General features: G+C 70.7%; 17 protein-coding genes. 11 read left to right on the top strand and 6 right to left on the bottom strand.

The features are described from left to right. Positions 1–121: 121 nt before the first annotated feature. Positions 122–1,024: a flagellar biosynthesis protein FlhF gene (locus GXW71_RS26755; protein WP_211855762.1), complete on the top strand. Its 903-nt coding sequence runs from the start codon at positions 122–124 to the stop codon at positions 1,022–1,024. Continuing rightward, the gene (locus GXW71_RS26760; protein WP_211855763.1) at positions 1,021–1,806 is read left to right on the top strand and encodes a nucleotide-binding protein; all 786 of its coding nucleotides are present in this window, start codon (positions 1,021–1,023) and stop codon (positions 1,804–1,806) included. Before GXW71_RS26755 ends, GXW71_RS26760 begins: the two co-directional genes overlap by 4 nt. 191 nt (positions 1,807–1,997) lie before the next feature. Here the strand turns inward: GXW71_RS26760 and GXW71_RS26765 are convergent, their stop codons facing one another. Next, positions 1,998–2,330 (bottom strand): DUF1491 family protein, encoded by a 333-nt coding sequence (locus GXW71_RS26765; RefSeq protein WP_211855764.1) that lies wholly within the window; start codon positions 2,328–2,330, stop codon positions 1,998–2,000. Between the two features lie 191 nt (positions 2,331–2,521). On the opposite strand from GXW71_RS26765, the gene GXW71_RS26770 reads away from it, so the two are divergent. Beyond that, positions 2,522–2,743: a hypothetical protein gene (locus GXW71_RS26770; protein WP_211855765.1), complete on the top strand. Its 222-nt coding sequence runs from the start codon at positions 2,522–2,524 to the stop codon at positions 2,741–2,743. A 39-nt stretch (positions 2,744–2,782) separates the two neighbouring features. Here GXW71_RS26770 and GXW71_RS26775 read toward each other — a convergent pair whose 3' ends face one another. Continuing rightward, positions 2,783–3,361, bottom strand: coding sequence for a cytochrome b (locus GXW71_RS26775; protein WP_211855766.1), 579 nt, complete (start codon positions 3,359–3,361; stop codon positions 2,783–2,785). Positions 3,362–3,395: 34 nt separating this feature from the next. Here GXW71_RS26775 and GXW71_RS26780 point away from each other — a divergent pair, with 34 nt between their 5' ends. Beyond that, the gene (locus tag GXW71_RS26780; protein WP_246526919.1) at positions 3,396–4,334 is read left to right on the top strand and encodes a hypothetical protein; all 939 of its coding nucleotides are present in this window, start codon (positions 3,396–3,398) and stop codon (positions 4,332–4,334) included. Between the two features lie 111 nt (positions 4,335–4,445). Then, a complete protein-coding gene (gene cuyA / locus GXW71_RS26785) occupies positions 4,446–5,441 on the top strand; it encodes a D-cysteate sulfo-lyase (protein ID WP_211855767.1) in 996 nt (331 codons plus the stop codon). Between the two features lie 189 nt (positions 5,442–5,630). On the opposite strand, the gene GXW71_RS26790 is transcribed toward cuyA, so the two are convergent. The 4 genes from GXW71_RS26790 to GXW71_RS26805 all read right to left on the bottom strand — a co-directional run bounded on the left by GXW71_RS26790 (position 5,631) and on the right by GXW71_RS26805 (position 9,107). Beyond that, entirely contained in the window at positions 5,631–6,620 is a 990-nt protein-coding gene (locus GXW71_RS26790; protein WP_211855768.1) for a ketopantoate reductase family protein, read from the bottom strand. 31 nt (positions 6,621–6,651) lie between these two features. Then, entirely contained in the window at positions 6,652–7,035 is a 384-nt protein-coding gene (locus GXW71_RS26795; protein WP_211855769.1) for a hypothetical protein, read from the bottom strand. A gap of 105 nt (positions 7,036–7,140) precedes the next feature. Further along, a complete protein-coding gene (locus tag GXW71_RS26800) occupies positions 7,141–7,935 on the bottom strand; it encodes a creatininase family protein (protein WP_211855770.1) in 795 nt (264 codons plus the stop codon). Next, entirely contained in the window at positions 7,932–9,107 is a 1,176-nt protein-coding gene (locus GXW71_RS26805; RefSeq protein WP_211855771.1) for a M20 metallopeptidase family protein, read from the bottom strand. The genes GXW71_RS26800 and GXW71_RS26805 overlap by 4 nt, the downstream gene beginning before the upstream one ends. A gap of 198 nt (positions 9,108–9,305) precedes the next feature. Between GXW71_RS26805 and GXW71_RS26810 the strand changes: the two genes are divergently transcribed. From GXW71_RS26810 to GXW71_RS26835, 6 genes are all read left to right on the top strand, one after another. Beyond that, positions 9,306–10,253: a Bug family tripartite tricarboxylate transporter substrate binding protein gene (locus tag GXW71_RS26810; RefSeq protein WP_211855772.1), complete on the top strand. Its 948-nt coding sequence runs from the start codon at positions 9,306–9,308 to the stop codon at positions 10,251–10,253. A gap of 55 nt (positions 10,254–10,308) precedes the next feature. Continuing rightward, entirely contained in the window at positions 10,309–10,905 is a 597-nt protein-coding gene (locus GXW71_RS26815; protein ID WP_211855773.1) for a hypothetical protein, read from the top strand. Positions 10,906–10,934: 29 nt separating this feature from the next. Beyond that, complete coding sequence (locus GXW71_RS26820; protein ID WP_211855774.1) at positions 10,935–12,437, top strand: tripartite tricarboxylate transporter permease; 1,503 nt, start codon at positions 10,935–10,937, stop codon at positions 12,435–12,437. Between the two features lie 287 nt (positions 12,438–12,724). Then, positions 12,725–14,152: a mannose-1-phosphate guanylyltransferase/mannose-6-phosphate isomerase gene (locus GXW71_RS26825; protein WP_211855775.1), complete on the top strand. Its 1,428-nt coding sequence runs from the start codon at positions 12,725–12,727 to the stop codon at positions 14,150–14,152. Positions 14,153–14,306: 154 nt separating this feature from the next. Then, positions 14,307–15,878 carry a Na+/H+ antiporter gene (locus GXW71_RS26830; protein WP_211855776.1) on the top strand — a complete coding sequence of 524 codons (1,572 nt, stop codon included), beginning with the start codon at positions 14,307–14,309 and terminating at the stop codon, positions 15,876–15,878. Further along, the coding region (locus tag GXW71_RS26835) for a DUF4011 domain-containing protein (protein WP_211855777.1) at positions 15,879–17,571 on the top strand (1,693 nt) is incomplete at its 3' end.

The raw sequence follows: 17,571 nt of genomic DNA on the forward strand, positions 1-17,571 counted from the left end.
GGCGCGCCGAGGAGAAGGCGCAGGCATCCCCGGCGTTGGATACGGCCCAGGTCCATCCGATGCTCCCCTGCGCGCCGGATCAGTAACGCTTGTACAATCTCTGTTGTCTAGGTTGCGCGCCATGCGGCTGAAGCTGTTCCGTGCACCAGCGATCAATGAGGCGATGGCCGAGATTCGGGCCACGCTTGGCGCCGATGCGATCATCCTCTCGACCCGCCGCATCGCCGGCGGGGTCGAGGTGACGGTCGCGCTGGAGCCGGAAGAGCCGCTGCTGATCCTGCCTGACGCGCCCCAAGCGATGGCGCCACAGGGGCCGCTCGGCTTCCACAACCCGCCGGGATGGCTGGCGCAACGCCTGACCGGCGGCCCGCTGGAGGAACAGCTTGCCCGCGCCCTGGTCTTCGCGCCGCTGCCCGATGGCATCAGGCCCATCCTGCTCGCCGGTCCGCCGGGCGCCGGCAAGACGCTGACCTGCGCGAAGCTCGCTACACGGATGGCAATGGCCGGCCACCCCCCACTGGTCGCGACCGCGGATGGGCAGCGCGCCGGCGCCGCCGAGCAGCTCGCCGCCTTCACCCGCCTGCTCGGCCTGCCGCTCGCCGTGGCGCCGACACCGGCAACGCTTGCCAAGGCGTTGGCGCGGCGCGTGGAAGGGCAGCCGGTGCTGATCGACACCGCCGGCTGCGATCCGCTCGACCCTGTGCAGGCAGTGGCGCTGAAGCGCCTCGCCCAGGTGGCGGAGGCCGAGATCGTCGCGGTGCTGCCGGCCGGGATGGATGCCGCCGAGGCCGCCGACCTCGCCCGCGCCTTCGCGGCCCTTGGCGCACGGCACCTGATCCCGACACGGCTCGATGTCGCGCGGCGGCTCGGCGGTGTGCTGGCCGCCGCCGCTGCCGGACCGCTGGCGCTCGCCGAAGCCGGCACCGGCCCCGATGTCGTGGGCGGGCTGATGCCCCTCGATCCCAATTCACTCGCCGAAGCGCTCCGCGCCGGCCCCCGCCGCGCCGCACCGGAGGCCGCATGACCCCGCGCCCAGCCCTCGCCGTCCTGCCGCCCACCATTCCATCCCGGGGCGGCCGCGTCCTCGCCGTCGCCTCCGGCAAGGGCGGCGTCGGCAAGACCTGCGTCGCGATCGGGCTCGCGCATGCGCTGGCGCAGCGTGGGCAACGGGTGCTGCTGCTGGATGGCGATCTCGGCCTTGCAAATGTGGATGTGCAGCTCGGTCTGACGCCGCTGCATGACCTCGGCGCGGTGCTCGGCGGCCGCGTGGTGCTGGAGCAGGCGGTGCTGCGCTATGCCGGCGGCTTCGATATCCTGGCCGGGCGCTCCGGCAGCGGCGCGCTCGCCGGGCTGTCGCTGGCGGCGCTCGAGGCGGTGCTGGCCCTGGTGCGGCGCGCGGCGACGCTCTGGGATGTGGTGGTCGTCGATCTCGGCGCCGGGCTCGATCCGCCGCAGCGCCGGCTGGCGGCGGCGGCCGACACGCTGCTGGTGCTGGCGACCGATGAACCCACCAGCATCACCGACGCCTATGCCGTGCTGAAGCTGCACGCGATGGACGCGCCGGGCGGCGATGCCCGGATCATCGTCAACCAGGCCGCCGATGCCGGCGCAGGAACGCGCACCCACGCGACGCTGACCCGCGCCACCGAGGCCTTCCTGAAGCGCAGCGTGCCGCTCGCGGGCGTGGTGCGGCGGGATTCGAAGATGAAGGACGCAATCCGCCACCAGGCCTCGCTGCTGACCCGGCACCCCGGCAGCGCCGCCGCCCAGGACATCGAGGCCCTGGCAGCCAGCCTGCTGACCTGAGCGGGCCCTGGCCCCGATCAGAAGCGCGGCCGCAGGCCGCCACCCATCTCTGCGGAGCGAGGCGAAGCCGATGCTCCGAGGCCGCGAATGCGGCCCCGCGCGCGACCGACAGTTGCCGTGCCAATGCGCCCTGACAGCGCGGAAGCCAAGCCGCCGGAGGCGGCGCCCGGCGTCTGAGGACAAAAAAGCCGCTAAATAATCTTCCCCTCGAAGGGGGGAAGAAAATCGGGCGCCTCGAACTCCACCACCCAGAGATCGGGGTCGCGCGCGACCTGGCGGGCGATATAGGCCTCGGCGTCCGGCTCGGGGACCGGGGCGGCGCCGGTGCCGCGCATCCAGGCGCTGCGGCCTTCGGCATCCCGCACCTGGGCCAGCACAACGGCTTCGCCGCGCCCGAGCAGCACGCAGAGGATCCCCCCCGCATCGGGATCGCCCTTGCGCAGCACCGCCGCCGGGCGGCCTGCGATGTCGGACATCCGGGTTGCCATGGAGACCCAGAGCCCTGCTTTTACACGCGCTTCCATGGGGCGGGACACTCGCAGGATCGGCGGCGCGCGCAACCCCCCTTGCCGAGGCTCCGTCCATCGGCGAGATAGCGCGCCTGGAGCAGGTCGTCGGAGGGCTCATCGCCCGGAGGCGTGAATCTGCTCGCGGACATTGGCTGGACCGGGGCCGCGCCGAGGGCGCGAGGACGGGCCGGCATCGCGAGGGTGCCATGGCGGACAGGAAGCTCACGGAGGGTCAGCGCGCCTATGAGGCGAAGCGCGCCGCCAAGGCAGGGGTGAGCCTCGACAAATGGCTCGCCGACAAGGAGAAGCGGGAGAAGGCGGAGGCTGCCGCGGCGGCGAAGGTTGCCCGCGCGCAAACGGAAGCGGCGGCTCCGAAGAAGCCGGGTTTCCTTTCCCGCCTGCTGGAAAAGGCCAACAAGCCGATCTGACCGCCTGGCGCCGGCCGGCCGTCGAGCGCTTCGCTGCCGCTACAGCATCCTGAGCAGGGTGCCGTCGCGACGGAGCACATGGTGGAACAAGGCGCCGCCGATATGGGCAGAGAGCAACCCCAGCAGCGTCCAGGCGACGATGGTGTGGAAGGTCTGCAGCCAGCCGGCCAGCCACTCATTGGCTTCCATGTATTTCGGCAGGTTGATGAAGCCGAGATAGGCGGTCTCGCCCTGCAGCGGGAAACCCCAGGCATTGGTGGCCAGGAAGCCGAGGATCGGCTGCAGGATCAGCACCGCATAGAGGGCGTGATGGACGCCCGCCGCCACCCTGCGCATCAGTGCCGGCACATGGTCGGGCAGCGCCGGCGGCGGGCTGAGCTGGCGCCAGGCCAGGCGCAGGATGGCGACGAAGAGGATGGTCAGGCCGGCCGATTCATGGATGGCGTAGAAGGCCATCTTGCTCTCGTCCTTGACGTGCCCGATGACGAAGCCGACCGGCAACGCCACCGCGATCAGCAGCACCGTCGTCCAATGGAAGAGTTTCGCGATGGCGCCGTACTGGCCATCCGGGTGCGTGGCATCGATCCGCGCGACGCGCGGACTCAGGCTGGCATCCATGCGGTATCTCCCTGTATGGGCTTCGGCGATCACTATGGCACAGGCAATGATCGCGGCTCATGCCGATTGGAGCACGGATCCGCGTAAGCGCTGGGTCAGCATCGCCCGCCGGGACGCGGGCGGCTGGCGGGCTGAGGCACCTCAGCCGGTCGGCGATCCCGCGGCGCTGGTGGCGCGGCTGCTGGCCGAGGGCGTGCCGCTGGCGCTCGGCCTCGATCTGCCGCTCGGCGTGCCGCGCGCCTATGCGGAGGCCGCGGGCATCGGCTTCTTCCCGGATTTCCTGCGCGGCCTCGCGGCCAGCCCCGGCTTCTTCACGGTGAATGCCGGGCTCGACGGGCTGGCGCTCGGCCGCCCCTTCTACCCGGTGCGCGGCATCAAGGGCATGACCCGGGCCGCGCACGCGGCGGCACTCGGCTTCGCCGGCGCGGCGGCCCTGTCGCGCCTCTGCGACCGCGCGACGGCGGAGCGGCCGGCGGGGGCGCCGGTGTTCTGGACGCTCGGCGCCAACCAGTCGGGCAAGGCGGCGATCGCCGCCTGGCGGGATTGGCTGGCGCCGGCGCTCGCCGCGGGCGGGCCGCTGCGGCTCTGGCCGTTCGAGGGGCCGCTGGCGACGTTGCTGGCCCCCGGCACGGCTGTGATCGCTGAGGTCTATCCGGCCGAGGCTCTCCGCCATTGCGGCATCCGCCTCGCCGGTAGCAAGCGCGTGCGGGCGGACCGCGCCGCCGCCGCCGAGGGGCTGCAGGCCGCCATGATGGCCCGGCGGGTGGCGCCTTGCCCCGCCCTGACGGAGGCTGTCCGGCTCGGCTTCGGCGCCGATGCGGCAGGTGAGGACCGCTTCGATTCCGTCATCGGGCTGCTCGGCCTGATCGGGGTACTGGACGGGCTGCGGCCTGACTTCGTGCCCGAGGATCCGGCGATACGGCGGATCGAAGGCTGGGTGCTCGGCCAGACCGCCCTGCCCCGCCCCCTTTGACGGCCGCGCCTGACGGCGCCCCCCTTTGACGGCCGCGCCTGGCGGCGCCCCCCTTTGACGGCCGCGCCTGGCGGCGCGAGGCTCCCCCCGCCTTCACACGGAACCAAAACCATGCACATCGCCCGCTTCCCGCGCATCCGCCTCGGTCACTCCAACACGCCCCTGGAATTCATGCCGCGCCTGACCAAGGCGCTCGGCGGGCCCGACATCTGGATCAAGCGCGACGACTGCACGGGCCTCGCGACCGGCGGCAACAAGACGCGCAAGCTCGAGTTCCTGATGGCCGAGGCGGTCGCCCAGGGCGCCGGCACGGTGCTGACCCAGGGTGCCGTGCAGTCGAACCACGCCCGCCAGACCGCGGCCGCGGCCGCGAAACTCGGCCTGGCCTGCGAACTGCTGTTCGAGAACCGGGTGCAGGACCCCGACCAGAACTACCTCACCGGCGGCAACGTCTTCCTCGACAACCTCTACCGCGCCAAGACCCGCCACTATCCCGGCGGCACCGACATGAACGCGGCGCTGCAGCAGGTCGCGGAGGAGCTGACCCAGCAGGGCAAGCGCGTCTATGTCATTCCCGGCGGCGGCTCCAACCCGATCGGCGCGCTGGGCTATGTGAACTGCGCGATCGAGATCGCGACCCAGGCCAATGAGATGGGCCTTCGTATCGACAGCGTGGTGCACGCGACCGGATCGGCCGGCACCCAGGCAGGGCTGGTCGCCGGCTTCCGCGGCTTCCGCTCCGGTATCCCGGTGCTCGGTTTCGGTGTGCGTGCGCCGAAGGAGACGCAGGAGGCGAACGTCTACAAGCTGACCACCGCGGTCTGCGACCTGCTCGGCATCCCCGGCGCGGTGCCGCGCGAGGATGTGGTGGCCGATTGCAGCTATGTCGGCGCCGGCTACGGCATCCCCACCCCGGGCATGGTCGAGGCGGTGCGCCTGGTCGCGGAGACCGAGGCGGTGCTTCTCGACCCCGTCTATTCGGGCAAGGGCATGGCCGGGCTGATCGACCATTGCCGCAAGGGGCTCTTCAAGAAGGGCCAGACCGTCGTGTTCGTGCACACCGGCGGCCAGGCCGGACTCTTCGCGTATCAAAGTGTGTTTGTTTAGTGCCTCAAGCGCCGGCGCGCGCATCCGCGCGCTTGGCTTGCGCGCTGTCAGGTTTGCTCTGACGACGACTGCCGGTCGCGCGCGGGGCCGCATTCGCGGCCCCGGAGCATCGCTTCGCTCGCTCCGCAGAATCCGTTGGCGGCCTCCGGCCGCAGGGCCCTGGCCCTGCGAAGCCTTGGCGAAGCAGGGTCAGGCGACGGCGCGCTGGTAGCAGCCCGCCGCCTGCGCCGCCTGGGCAGCGAGGTGCACCAGCAGTTCCAGCGTCGGTGTGGGAACGCCGAGTTCACGCGCCAGGCGCAGCGGCTCCAGCAGCAGCGCCTCCATCTCCATCGGCCGCCCGAGCTCCAGGTCCTGCAGGATGGAGGGCTTGTGCGCGGTGTTGGTCATCCGCGCGACGCGCTGTTCCGAGGCATTGCCGAGATCCTGGCCGAGTGCGGCGGCGATCGCCGCCCCCTCATCGGCGAGCCGCACCGCGGTGGCGCGCAGCACCGGGTCGGCCAGCGTCACCTTCATGTCGCGCCGCGACAGCAGACAGAGCGGGCCGGTGGTCAGATTGCCCATCAGCTTGGCCCAGACCCGGTTGCGGATATCGGCGACCACCGGGCAGGGCATGCCGCCCGCTTCCATCGGCGCCGCGATCGCCTGGGCGCGCGCCGAGAGGCTGCCGTCCGGCTCGCCCAGGATGACGCGGATATCGCCGTGCTCGGAGACGACGACGCCCGGGCTCTCCACATGGCACGCGGAATAGACCACGCCGCCGATCGTGCGTTCGACGCCGATCGCGCGGCGCAGCGCATCCCCTGGATCGATCGCCGGCAGCCGGCGCCCGTCCATCGGCCCGCCATGGCGGTCGAAATACCACCAGGGGATGCCGTTCATGACGAAGGCGACCGCCGTTTCCGGCCCCAGCAGCGGCGCGATGCCAGCCGCGACCGCCGGCAGCGCCGGCGCCTTCACGGTGACGATCACCGCATCCTGCGGCCCGAGCTCATCGGCGCGCGTCGCGGCGCGCGGGCGGCTGAACAACTCCCCGTCCTTCGCGCGCACGGTCAGGCCGCGCTCCCGGATCGCCTCCAGATGCGCACCGCGTCCGATCACGGAGACATCGGCGCCGCCCTTCGCGAGCCGCCCCGCGAGATGGCCGCCGATGGCGCCGGCCCCATAGACACAGATTCGCATGCTGCTGGTCCTCAGGTCGATTGCGCGATAATCAAGTTGATTGGGCGACGATCGCGTTTTGCAACCGCTGCACCCAGCTATTGTAGTTCGGGTGGATCATCTCGCCGGAGCGGTTGAGGTTGGTGCTGTCCACATAAGCGATGGTGAAGCGCCGTAGATCATAGGCGATGTCGACGACCGCCTGATGGCTGCGCAGGTTGAGCGTGCCGCGGACCAGGCCCGGCCGCACCTCCTGCATCGTCCAGCCGAGGCCGATGCCGGCGCGGCGAATCTGCTCGCTGCGTTGGATCTCAGTCGCGCTGCCGATGAATTCAGCACCGCTGACCGCGACCAGCGGCGCCTGCCGGCAGGCCGCCAGCACGGGCGCGAGCAGGGTCGGCGCGATGGCGGCGCGAAGGAAATGACGACGATGCATGAAGGGCTCCCAGGCGGATCGGTTCGGTTGCTTGCAATCCGAACCGCGACGATGTTCGCATGGCCAGAACGTTCTGGCCCCAGCATCATGGCCGGGTCAGCGCCGTCACGCCAGGGTGGCCCCCCGCATCGCGGCCAGCATGGCAGCCCCGGCATCCACCAGGCGCTGGGTTATGCGCGCGCCGTGCGCGGCATTGGCGCCGCGGGGATCGGCCGCCTGCACGCCGCCCTCCGCGATCTCCCCGACCTCGATCGGCACCGCGAATTCGGCGCCGCCACAGGCGACGGTGCCGAAGCCGGTCACCGGCAGGCCGAGAAAAGGCGTCGCGGGCGCGCGGGCGCGTGCCGCCCCCGGCCGGCAGAGATCGGGCAACAGGTGCAGGGCGACCGATGCCACCGGGTCGCCGCCGTGACCGAGTGCCGCCGGGTCGCCACCGAGCGCCGCCTGCCAGGGACCGGCGACCTTCCAGAGGTGCAATGTCGGGACGACGACGCCGTGCTTCGCACGCAGCGCGCGAGCGGCAGCCTCGATCGCCGCGATGCTGCCGCCATGGCCATTCACCACCAGGATACGGCGGGCACCATTGCGTAGGAAGGCTTCCGCCATCTGCGTCACGACCGCCTGCAGCACCTCATTGGTCAGGGAGACGCCGCCCGGGACACCCGCGAAGAAATCCTCCCCGCCATAGGGGATCGCCGGCGCCACCAGCGCGTCGTCGCCGGCGGCCGCGACGGCGATCGCGATGCGCTCGGCGATCGCCTCCGCGATCAGGTAGTCGCCCATCGGCAGAGCCGGCCCATGGGTTTCGGTGCTGCCCATCGGCAGCAGCACCGCCGCCCCCGCCGCCAGCCGGGCGGCAACCTCCGGCGCACGGGCCTCGGCGATGCGGTGCGGCGTCATGCCAGCAGGTCCAGCGCGATGCGCGACAGCGCCTGCACGCCAAGCCCGATGCTGCGTTCGTCCGGCTGGTAATGCGCGTTGTGCAGCCGGTCGTCGCGCCCAGGCTGTCCGGCGCCGACGCGCAGGTGGAAGGCCGGCGCGATCGCCGCGAACTGGGAGAAATCCTCGGCGCCCATCGAAGGGTCGCCACCATCCACCACATCCCCGAACTGCTTGCGCACCGCGGCCAGCGCCGGCTCCAGCACCCGGTCGTCATTGACCAGGGGCGGCACCTTTCGGTTGTAGTCAATCGTCACCCGCACCCGCATGCCGTGCTCGATGCCGCCGAGCAGGCGGCGAATTGCGGCTTCCGCCGTGTCGCGTGCCGCAGCGTGCAACGTGCGGACGGTGCCTTTCAGGTGCACCCGCTCCGGGATGATGTTGTAGGTGGTGCCGCCGGCGAACTGCCCGATGGTGACGACCGCCGGATGGACCGGCTTCACCTCGCGGCTCACCACCGTCTGCACCTGAGAGACGAAGGCCGCAGCGGCGACGATCGGATCGACCGCCGCGTAAGGGTGCGCCGCATGGCCCGACTTGCCCTGGATGACGACATCGAAACTGTCGGAGGCCGCCAGCGCCGCGCCGCGCGTGAAGCCGAAGCGGCCCACCGGCTGGTCCGGCGCGTTGTGAAAGCCGAGCGCCAGATCGATCCCCTCGCCCGCGCCATCGGCGATCATTGCTGCCGCGCCTTCCAGAATCTCTTCCGCTGGCTGGAATATCAGCCGCACGCTGCCAGCGAGTTGCGGCGCCAGATCCTTCAGGACGGCGGCGACGCCCAGCAGTGTTGCGGTATGGATATCGTGTCCGCAGGCATGCATCTGGCCCGCGACCTCGGAAGCGAAGGATAGCCCGGTTTCCTCTTGGATCGGCAGCGCATCCATGTCCGCGCGGATCGCCAGCACCGGTCCGGGACGGCCGCCGGCGATGGTGCCGACCACGCCGGTGCCACCGACGCCAGTGCGGCACGGGATGCCCAGCCGCGCCAGCTCATCGGCGACGATGCCGGCCGTCCGGGTCTCCTGGAAGGCCAGTTCCGGCTGGGCATGAATGCTGCGGCGCAGTGCGACGAGATGCGTCTCCAGGGCAGCGGCTGCGTCGCGCAACGCGCGCTCGGGATCGTTGATCAACATGGGTGCCTTTCGGGGCGGCTGCGCAATTTTCGTGCAGCCAACTTAAGTGAAGATGACTCCATGACAATGCAGATGGCTTGATCGCGTACGAAACGCCATGCAATACCCCCCTCACCTTAGCAGCCGTATCCAGAGGGAGGAGCGCGTTCGGTGGGGGCCAGGGTCGGGCTGGTGCAACGCAGGGGAGTCATTGCAGGCATGGGCGCTATCACGCTCCTGCCTGGTGCCGCGCGCGCGCAGGCCGGCTTTCCCGCCCAGCCGCTCCGCCTCATCGTGCCCTTCGCGCCCGCCGGCACCACTGACCTGACCGCGCGCTTGGTCGCGCAGGGCCTGGGCGAGCGTCTCGGCCAGACCGTGGTGGTGGAGAACCGCCCCGGCGCCGGGGCGATGGTGGGCAGCGAAGCGGTGGCGCGCTCCACGGCCGATGGCTACACGCTGGTTATGTCGAATATCGCGAGCCACGCGATCAGCCCGAGCCTCTATCCCACCGGCGCCGTCCGCTACGATCCCGTGCGCGATTTCACGCATATCGCGCTGGTCACATCCAATCCGTCCGTCTGGGTCGCCAATCTCCGCTCCGGCATCGCCGATGTGGCGGCACTGCTGCAGCGGGCCCGGTCGCAGCGCGGCGGGCTCGATGTCGCGAGTTCCGGCGCCGGCTCCTCGAACCATCTGCTGATCGTGCAGCTCGCACAGGTGGCGGGCGTCTCGCTGAACCATGTGCCCTATCGCGGCGCCGGCCCGGCCATGACGGCGGTGATCGCCGGCGAGGTGCCGGCGATGTCGGACAGCCTGCCTTCTGCGGCAGCCCATGTCCGGCAAGGCTCGGTGCGCGCCATCGCGATGTCGTCCGAAACGCGTCACCCAGGCTTCCCGGAGGTGCCGACCTTTCGCGAACAGGGGCTCGACATCGTCAGCACCTCCTGGTTTGGCATCTCGGGCCCGGCCGGCCTGCCCGCCGCGGTGGTCGCACGGCTGAACGCGGAGATCCGCGCGGTGCTCGCGACCCAGGAGGTCAGAGCCCGCTTCGCCGAGTTCGGCGGCACGCCGGGCGATATGGATGCGGCGGCCTATGGCCGCTTCGTCGCAGCGGAATTCGCCCGCTGGGCGCCGGTGGTGAAGGCCTCCGGCGCCGAGGCAGGGTGATTGCAACAAGGTTTCTAGGCAGGGGCGGGTTACGTCTCGTGATGAGGGGACTGGCATGAAGATCAATACGAAGGATCTGCTTTCGGGCGCGATCCTGATCCTGCTCGCGGTGGTGGGCTATTGGCTGAACCAGGAACATGCGCTGGGCAACGCCCGCCGCATGGGGCCCGGCTACATGCCGATGCTCACCTTCTGGATCCTGGGCGGCCTCGGCCTCGCAGTGTTCCTGATCGCGCTGTTCAGCGGGCCGAACCCTCTGGACAAGTGGACCAAGCTCGAGATCCTGGCGGTGCCGCTCGCGATCGCGGTCTTCTTCATCACCTACTTCGTCTTCGATGCGCTGAAGCTCTTCACCGGCAACTACTACGTGCTCGGCAGCGCGATGTTCGTGGGCTGCGTGGTGCTCGCGGTCGCGCCGGGATGGCGCCCGCTCGGACTGGTGCATGCGGGCTTCGCGCTCTTCGGGCTGATGCTGGAGCAGTTCGGCCTCATGCTGGCGCTGGTCGGCTGCATCGTCGTCGCCTCCCTCGCCGACCCCGACCATCGCCCCAAGGGGGTCATCGGTATGATCATCTTCCTCTGCGCACTCTGCTGGTGGGTGTTCATCAAGGAACTGGATATCCGCGTTCCCGTCTGGCCGCAGTTCCTCTGATCCGGGCCGAAGGATAAGGAAAAGACCCCATGGAATTGCTGCTCCAGAACCTGGGCCACGGCTTCGGCGTGGCGCTCACGATCGACAATCTGCTCTTCGCCCTGCTCGGCTGCCTCATCGGCACGGCGATCGGTGTGTTGCCGGGCATCGGTCCGGTCGCCACCATCTCGCTGCTGCTGCCGATCACCTTCGGCCAGCCGGCGACCACCGCCATCATCATGCTGGCCGGCATCTATTACGGCGCCCAGTATGGCGGCTCGACCACGGCCATCCTGCTCAATCTGCCAGGTGAGGTCAGTTCGGTCGTCACGACGCTCGAGGGCTACAAGATGGCGCGCAATGGCCGCGCCGGCGCGGCGCTGACCATCGCGGCCCTCGGATCCTTCTTCGCGGGCACCGTCGCGACCATCCTGGTCGCCGCCTCGGGCCCGCTGCTGACCTCAATCGCGCTCTCCTTCGGCCCGGCCGACTACTTCTCCCTGATGCTGCTCGGCCTGATCATCTCGGCCGTGCTGGCGCAGGGTTCGGTGCTGAAGTCGATCGGCATGGTGGTCTTCGGCGTGGCGCTCGGCCTGGTCGGCACCGACGTGCAGACCGGGCAGCAGCGCTTCACCTTCGGTGTGCCGGAACTGTCCGATGGCATCGGCTTCGTCTCGATCGCCATGGGCATGTTCGGCATCGCCGAGATCATCCTGAACCTCGAGCGGCCGGAAGCGCGCAGCGTCCTGACCCAGAAGGTCGGCAGCCTCTTCCTGACCAAGGAGGAGTTCCGTCGCGCGACCCCGGCGGTGCTGCGCGGCACAGTTGTCGGCTCACTGCTCGGCATCCTGCCGGGCGGCGGCGCATCCCTCGCTTCCTTCGGCTCCTACATGATGGAGCGGAAGGTTTCCCGCGGCCGCGCCCAGTTCGGCAATGGCGCGATCGAGGGTGTGGCAGGTCCGGAATCGGCCAACAACGCCGCCTCCCAGACCTCCTTCATCCCGCTCCTGACCCTCGGCATCCCGGCCAACGCCGTGATGGCGCTGATGGTCGGTGCGCTGATCATCCAGGGCATCCAGCCGGGGCCGCGCATGGTCGAGGCGCAGCCGGACCTGTTCTGGGGCCTGATCGCGTCGATGTGGATCGGCAACCTGATGCTCCTGGTCATCAACCTGCCGATGATCGGCATGTGGGTGAAGCTGCTCCAGGTCCCCTACAAGTACCTCTACCCGTCGATCCTGGTGTTCTGCGCGATTGGCGTCTATTCGCTGAACAACAACGTCTTCGACGTCTACCAGACGGTGATCTTCGGCATTCTCGGCTACATCTTCAGCAAGCTGCGGATGGAGCCGGCGCCGTTGCTGATCGGCTTCGTGCTCGGCCCGATGATGGAAGAGCACCTGCGCCGCGCCATGCTGCTCTCGCGCGGCGACGCGACGGTGTTCATCGAGCGCCCGATCAGCGCCACCATGCTCGGCATCGGTGCCGTCGCCATCCTGGCGATGGCGTTGCCCAGCCTGCGCAAGGGCAAGGACAAGGCCCTGGCCGAGTAACCCCCCATCGCCGCCGGGAAGCTCCCGGCGGCGCGCCGCAAAGCTGCGGATCGGTCGCTTTACCGATCCGAGGCCGCGAATGCGGCCCGCCGGTAGTCCGGCGTCACGCCGGAGGCGTGCTGTCCGCACAACGCCAAGGGCACGGATGTGCCCCGCCCAGCGTTTGAGGGCTCTTGAATAGCGAACCGCCCCGCGCCGACCGCGCGGGGTGGTTTGTGATTCCGGAGCATCTTCCCTTAGCCTCGCGCTCGCAGCATCTTCCGGTCAGTCAACGACAAGGCGTCACCATGGCTCAGGCGGCCCCCCTGATTCTTCCAGTCATCCTTTCGGGCGGGTCCGGCACCCGCCTCTGGCCGCTCTCGCGGGAGAGCTACCCGAAGCAGTTCTGGCCCCTGGTCTCCGCCAGGCCGATGCTGGAGGAGACGGCGCTCCGCGCCGCCGGACCCGGCTTCCTGCCCCCCATGGTCGTCTGCAACGAGGCGCACCGCTTCCTGGTCGCCGAACAGCTCCGCGCCCTGGCCGGCGCCCGCATCGTGCTGGAGCCCGCGCCGCGCAACAGCGCCCCGGCCATCGCGGCCGCAGCCCTCCTCGCCGAGGAGAGCGAGGGGGCGGACACCCTACTCTGGTTGATGGCCGCCGATTCCGCGATCGAGGACGTCCCTGCCCTCCACGCCGCGCTGGAGCGCGCCGCGGCCGCCGCCCGTACCGGGCTGATCGTCACCTTCGGCATGCGCCCGACCGCACCCGAGACAGGCTATGGCTATATCGAGGCCGGCGCCGCCCTGCCGGGGCTCGACGGCGTGCAGGCGATCGCGCGCTTCGTCGAGAAGCCGGATGCCGCGACCGCCGCCGGCTTCGCGACCGATGGCCGGCACCTCTGGAATTCCGGCATGTTCGTCGCGACCGCGGCGACGCTGATCGCCGAGCTGGCGATCCACGTCCCGGACCTGCTGGCCGCCGCCCGCGAGGCAGTCGCCCGCGCCAAGCGGGACCTCGACTTCGTCCGCCTCGATGCCGAAGCCTTCAACGCCTCCCCCGCCATTTCGATCGACTACGCGGTGATGGAGCGCACCAGCCACGCCGCGGTGGTGCCGGCCGATATCGGCTGGTCCGACCTCGGCTCCTGGTCGGCGCTCTGGGAAGTGCGGCCGAAGGACGAGGCAGGCAATGTCGCCGAAGGTCCGGTCGAGCTGGTTGGTGCCGAACGCTGCCTGGTGCGCAGCGAGGGCATCTTGACCGGCGTGGTCGGCCTGAAGGACGCCGTGGTGGTGGTCACCGACGATGCGGTGCTCGCCATGCATCGCGACCAGGCGCAGAACGTGAAGATCCTGGTCGAGCGCCTGAAGCGCGCCGGTCACAGCGAGGCGACCGAACATCGCCGCGCCTACCGCCCCTGGGGCCATTATGAGGGTGTGGTCCGCGGCGAGCGCTTCCAGGTCAAGCGCATCACCGTCCGCCCCGGCGCCAAGCTCTCCCTCCAGAAGCATTTCCATCGCGCCGAGCACTGGGTGGTGGTGAGCGGCACCGCCATCGTCCGCCGCGACGCCGAGGAGATCCTGCTGCGCGAGAACGAGAGCGTCTACCTGCCGCTCGGCTGCATCCACCGGATGGAGAACCCGGGCATGATCCCCCTGGTGCTGATCGAGGTGCAGTCCGGCAGCTATCTCGGCGAGGACGATATCGTGCGCTTCGAGGACACCTACGGGCGGTCCTGAACGCCTTCGCGGCGCCCAGGCCGATCTGCTGCGCGCACAAACGCTGAGCGAGGTGACGATGATGCTGAAGCAGGCGCCGGGACGGATCGCGACCATCGGGGGACGTCGCAGGCCTGCGCTTTCCTAGGCGCCGCGATTTCGGGCACACAGGGCCATGCCGATCGTCGAAGCCGTCCTGGCCATGATCGCGGCGTGCATCGGCTTCGCGCTGATCGCCCGCCGCACCCGCCTGCCCTATTCGGTGATGCTGGTGCTCGGCGGCATGGCAATCGCCTTCATCCCCGGCATCCCGCAGGTGGAGCTCGATCCGCAGATCGCGCTGGCCTTCTTCCTGCCGCCGCTACTGCAGGGCAGCGCCTTCCGCACGGATTGGCGGGAATTCCGCCACAACCTGCGCCCGATCCTCTTCCTCGCGGTCGGCGCGGTGCTGTTCACGGCGCTCTGCATCGGCGCCGTCGCCAAATGGATGATCCCCGACCTGCCCTGGGCCGCGGCGATCGCGCTCGGCGCCATCGTGGCACCACCGGATGCGGTGGCCGCGACCTCCATCCTCCAGCGCCTGCGCATCCCGCGCCGCATCGTCACGGTGTTGGAGGGCGAGAGCCTGGTCAACGACGCGACCGCGCTGGTGCTCTACCGCTTCGCCGTCGCTGCCATGGCCACCGCCTTCAGCCCCTGGGAAGCGGCGGCGGCCTTCGTGGTGGTGGGCGCCGGCGGCATCGCCATCGGCTGGCTCGGCGGCCGCGCCGCGGTCTGGGCCATCCCCCGCCTGCGCGACACACTTCTGGAGGTCGCGGCGACCTTCGTCATCTGCTTCGCGGTCTTCCTCGCCGCCGAGGCGGTGCATGCCTCGGGCGTCATGGCGGTGGTGACCGCGGGCCTGGTGCTCGGCCGCGCCGCCTACCGGGATCTCTCGGCGAATACGCGGCAAGCGGCGCGCGCGGTCTGGGGCTTCATCGAATTCATCCTCAACAGCCTCGTCTTCATCCTGATCGGGCTGCAGCTCAATGCCATCCTGGACCGCATCGAGGGCTATACCGCGGCGACGCTGATCGGCCTCGCGCTGCTGCTCTCCGCGGTGCTGATCGTCTCGCGCTTCCTGTGGGTCGTGCCCGCGAGCTGGCTGTTGCGGCTGATCCCGGCCATGCGCCACCGGGAGCCGCTGCCACCCTGGAGCCATACCGTGGTGATCTGCTGGGCCGGCATGCGGGGCGTCGTCTCGCTCGCTGCGGCGCTGGCGCTGCCGCTCGATTTCCCGGCGCGCGACCTGCTGGTCTTCCTCGCCTTCTGCGCCATCCTCGCGACCCTGGTGCTGCAGGGCACCACGCTCGGCTGGGTGATCCGGCGTCTGCGCATCGAGGAGAAGCGCAGCACCACCATGCCCTGGGACGAGGCGGCGGCCCGCACCCTGGTGGCGCAGGCCTCGCTCGCCAAGCTGGTCGCGCATGCCGATGACCCGCTGGACGGCGCCATCGCCCGCGACATCATGCCGGAATACCGGGACCGGGTCCGGCTGCTCGACGGCATCGGCCAGGGTGCCGTCGCCGCCGAGCGCACGGCGCGGCTGCAACTGCGGCTGCAGGCGCTGCGACATGGCCGCGACCGCCTGGTGCGTCATCACGCCGAGGATGGTCTGGACGACGAGATCCTGCATCGGATCGGCCAGGAGCTGGACCTGGAGGAGCTGCGTTTGCGCCGCCTGCTCGGCATAGCGGAGGAGATCTAGATGGCCGACCTCGCCACCGCCTTGCAGGAGGCCCGGCGTGGCCTGCTCGCCCTCTCGACGCGCAACCGGCTGCTGGCGCTGCCGAAGCCCGGGCGGTCGCGTGGGGTCGTCATCTTCGACGATGAGGATGCGGATTTCGTGCTCGCTGCACTGAAGGACGGCCGCGCCTTCACCTTCGAAGCAATGGCCGAAGCCGCGGCGACCGAGCCGCCCGCCCCCTCCGCACCTGCCGAGGAGGCGATGCCCGCGGCCGCGCCTGCCAAGCCTCGGCGCGGCGGCCGCAGGCGCGCCACCCCGAAGGCCGATGGCGTCGGCACCGCGGATGCCGCCGCGACCCGGGAGGCGGCGCAGTCCGACACCAGGCTCCGCGTGCGGATGCCGTCCGCCGATCTCGCGCGCCGGCTCCGCGACATCATCGCCGATGCCCGCACGGCGCGGGAGGAAACCGGCATCGCGACCCTCTATCTGGCTCTCGGCGCGCTCGCCTGGCGCGACCCCGGCACGCCGGAGACCGAACGCCTCGCCCCCCTCGCCCTGCTGCCGGTGGTGCTGGAGCGGGAGGGCGTGTCGCAGGTCTTCCGCCTCCGCGCCGATGTGGTCGAGGCCGCGGAGAACCTGTCGCTGCGCGAGATGCTGCAGACCCAGTTCCGCGTCGCCCTGCCCGAATTCGACCCCGAGGCCTATGACCCGACCAAGTGGGCGGAAGCGGTCGCCACCGCGATCGGGCAGCGCGAGCATTGGCGGGTGGAGGCGGATGCGCTGGCGCTCGGCCTCTTCTCCTTCGCCAAGTTCCTGATGTGGCGCGATCTCGATCCCGCCGCCAATCCGGGACTCGCGACACATCCGATCGTCCGCGCCCTGGTCGGCGGCGAGGTGCTGGCCAGCGAGGCGCCGGCCTTCGCGGACGACACCGACGTGGATGCCGCGATCCCGGTGGAACGGCTGGACCACGTGATGGACATGGACGGCAGCCAGGCGCTGGCGGTGGAGGCGGTCAGGCGCGGCGGCCACCTCGTGATCCAGGGCCCGCCCGGCACGGGCAAGAGCCAGGCCATCGCGACCATCCTGGCGCAGGCGGTGCTCGACGGGCGCAGCGTGCTCTTCGTCGCCGAGAAGCTGGCGGCGCTGGAGGTGGTGCAGCGCCGGCTGGCGGCGATCGGCCTCGGCCCCGCCTGCCTCGAGTTGCACAGCGAGAAGCAGTCGAAACGCGCCGTGCTGGACGAGTTGCGCGCGACGCTGGCCGTGCCCGCGGCCCCGAAGCCGGACCGCGATGCGGTGGTGCGCCGCCTTGGGGCCCTGCGCGGACGTATCAACCGCCATGCCGAGGCGATGCGCGCCGCCGTCGGCGAGAGCGGCACGCCGCTGCACGCGGTGATCGGACAGCTCGCGGCGCTGCGCGCGCGCGGCGTGAAGGCGGGCTCGGTCACCCTCGACGCCGGCACCTGGACTGTCGAGCGGATCGAGGCGCAGCGCGCGGCGCTGCGCGAGCTGGCGCTGCGCCAGACCGGCGCCCGCAGCCCGTTCCAGGGCGTGGCCCGCGACCTGACGCCTGGCGAGACCGACCGGCTGATGGCCCGGCTGCCAGAGCTGATCCGCGCCTTCGCCGGCGGTGCCGCGGCGCTGGCGCCGCTCACGGCCGCGATCGGCCAACCTGCCGCCGGCGCCGCCGAGGTGCCGGCGCTGCGCGCGCTGG

Origin of the sequence: Plastoroseomonas hellenica (assembly GCF_018129085.1) — a bacterium.
Taxonomy (GTDB): domain Bacteria; phylum Pseudomonadota; class Alphaproteobacteria; order Acetobacterales; family Acetobacteraceae; genus Plastoroseomonas; species Plastoroseomonas hellenica.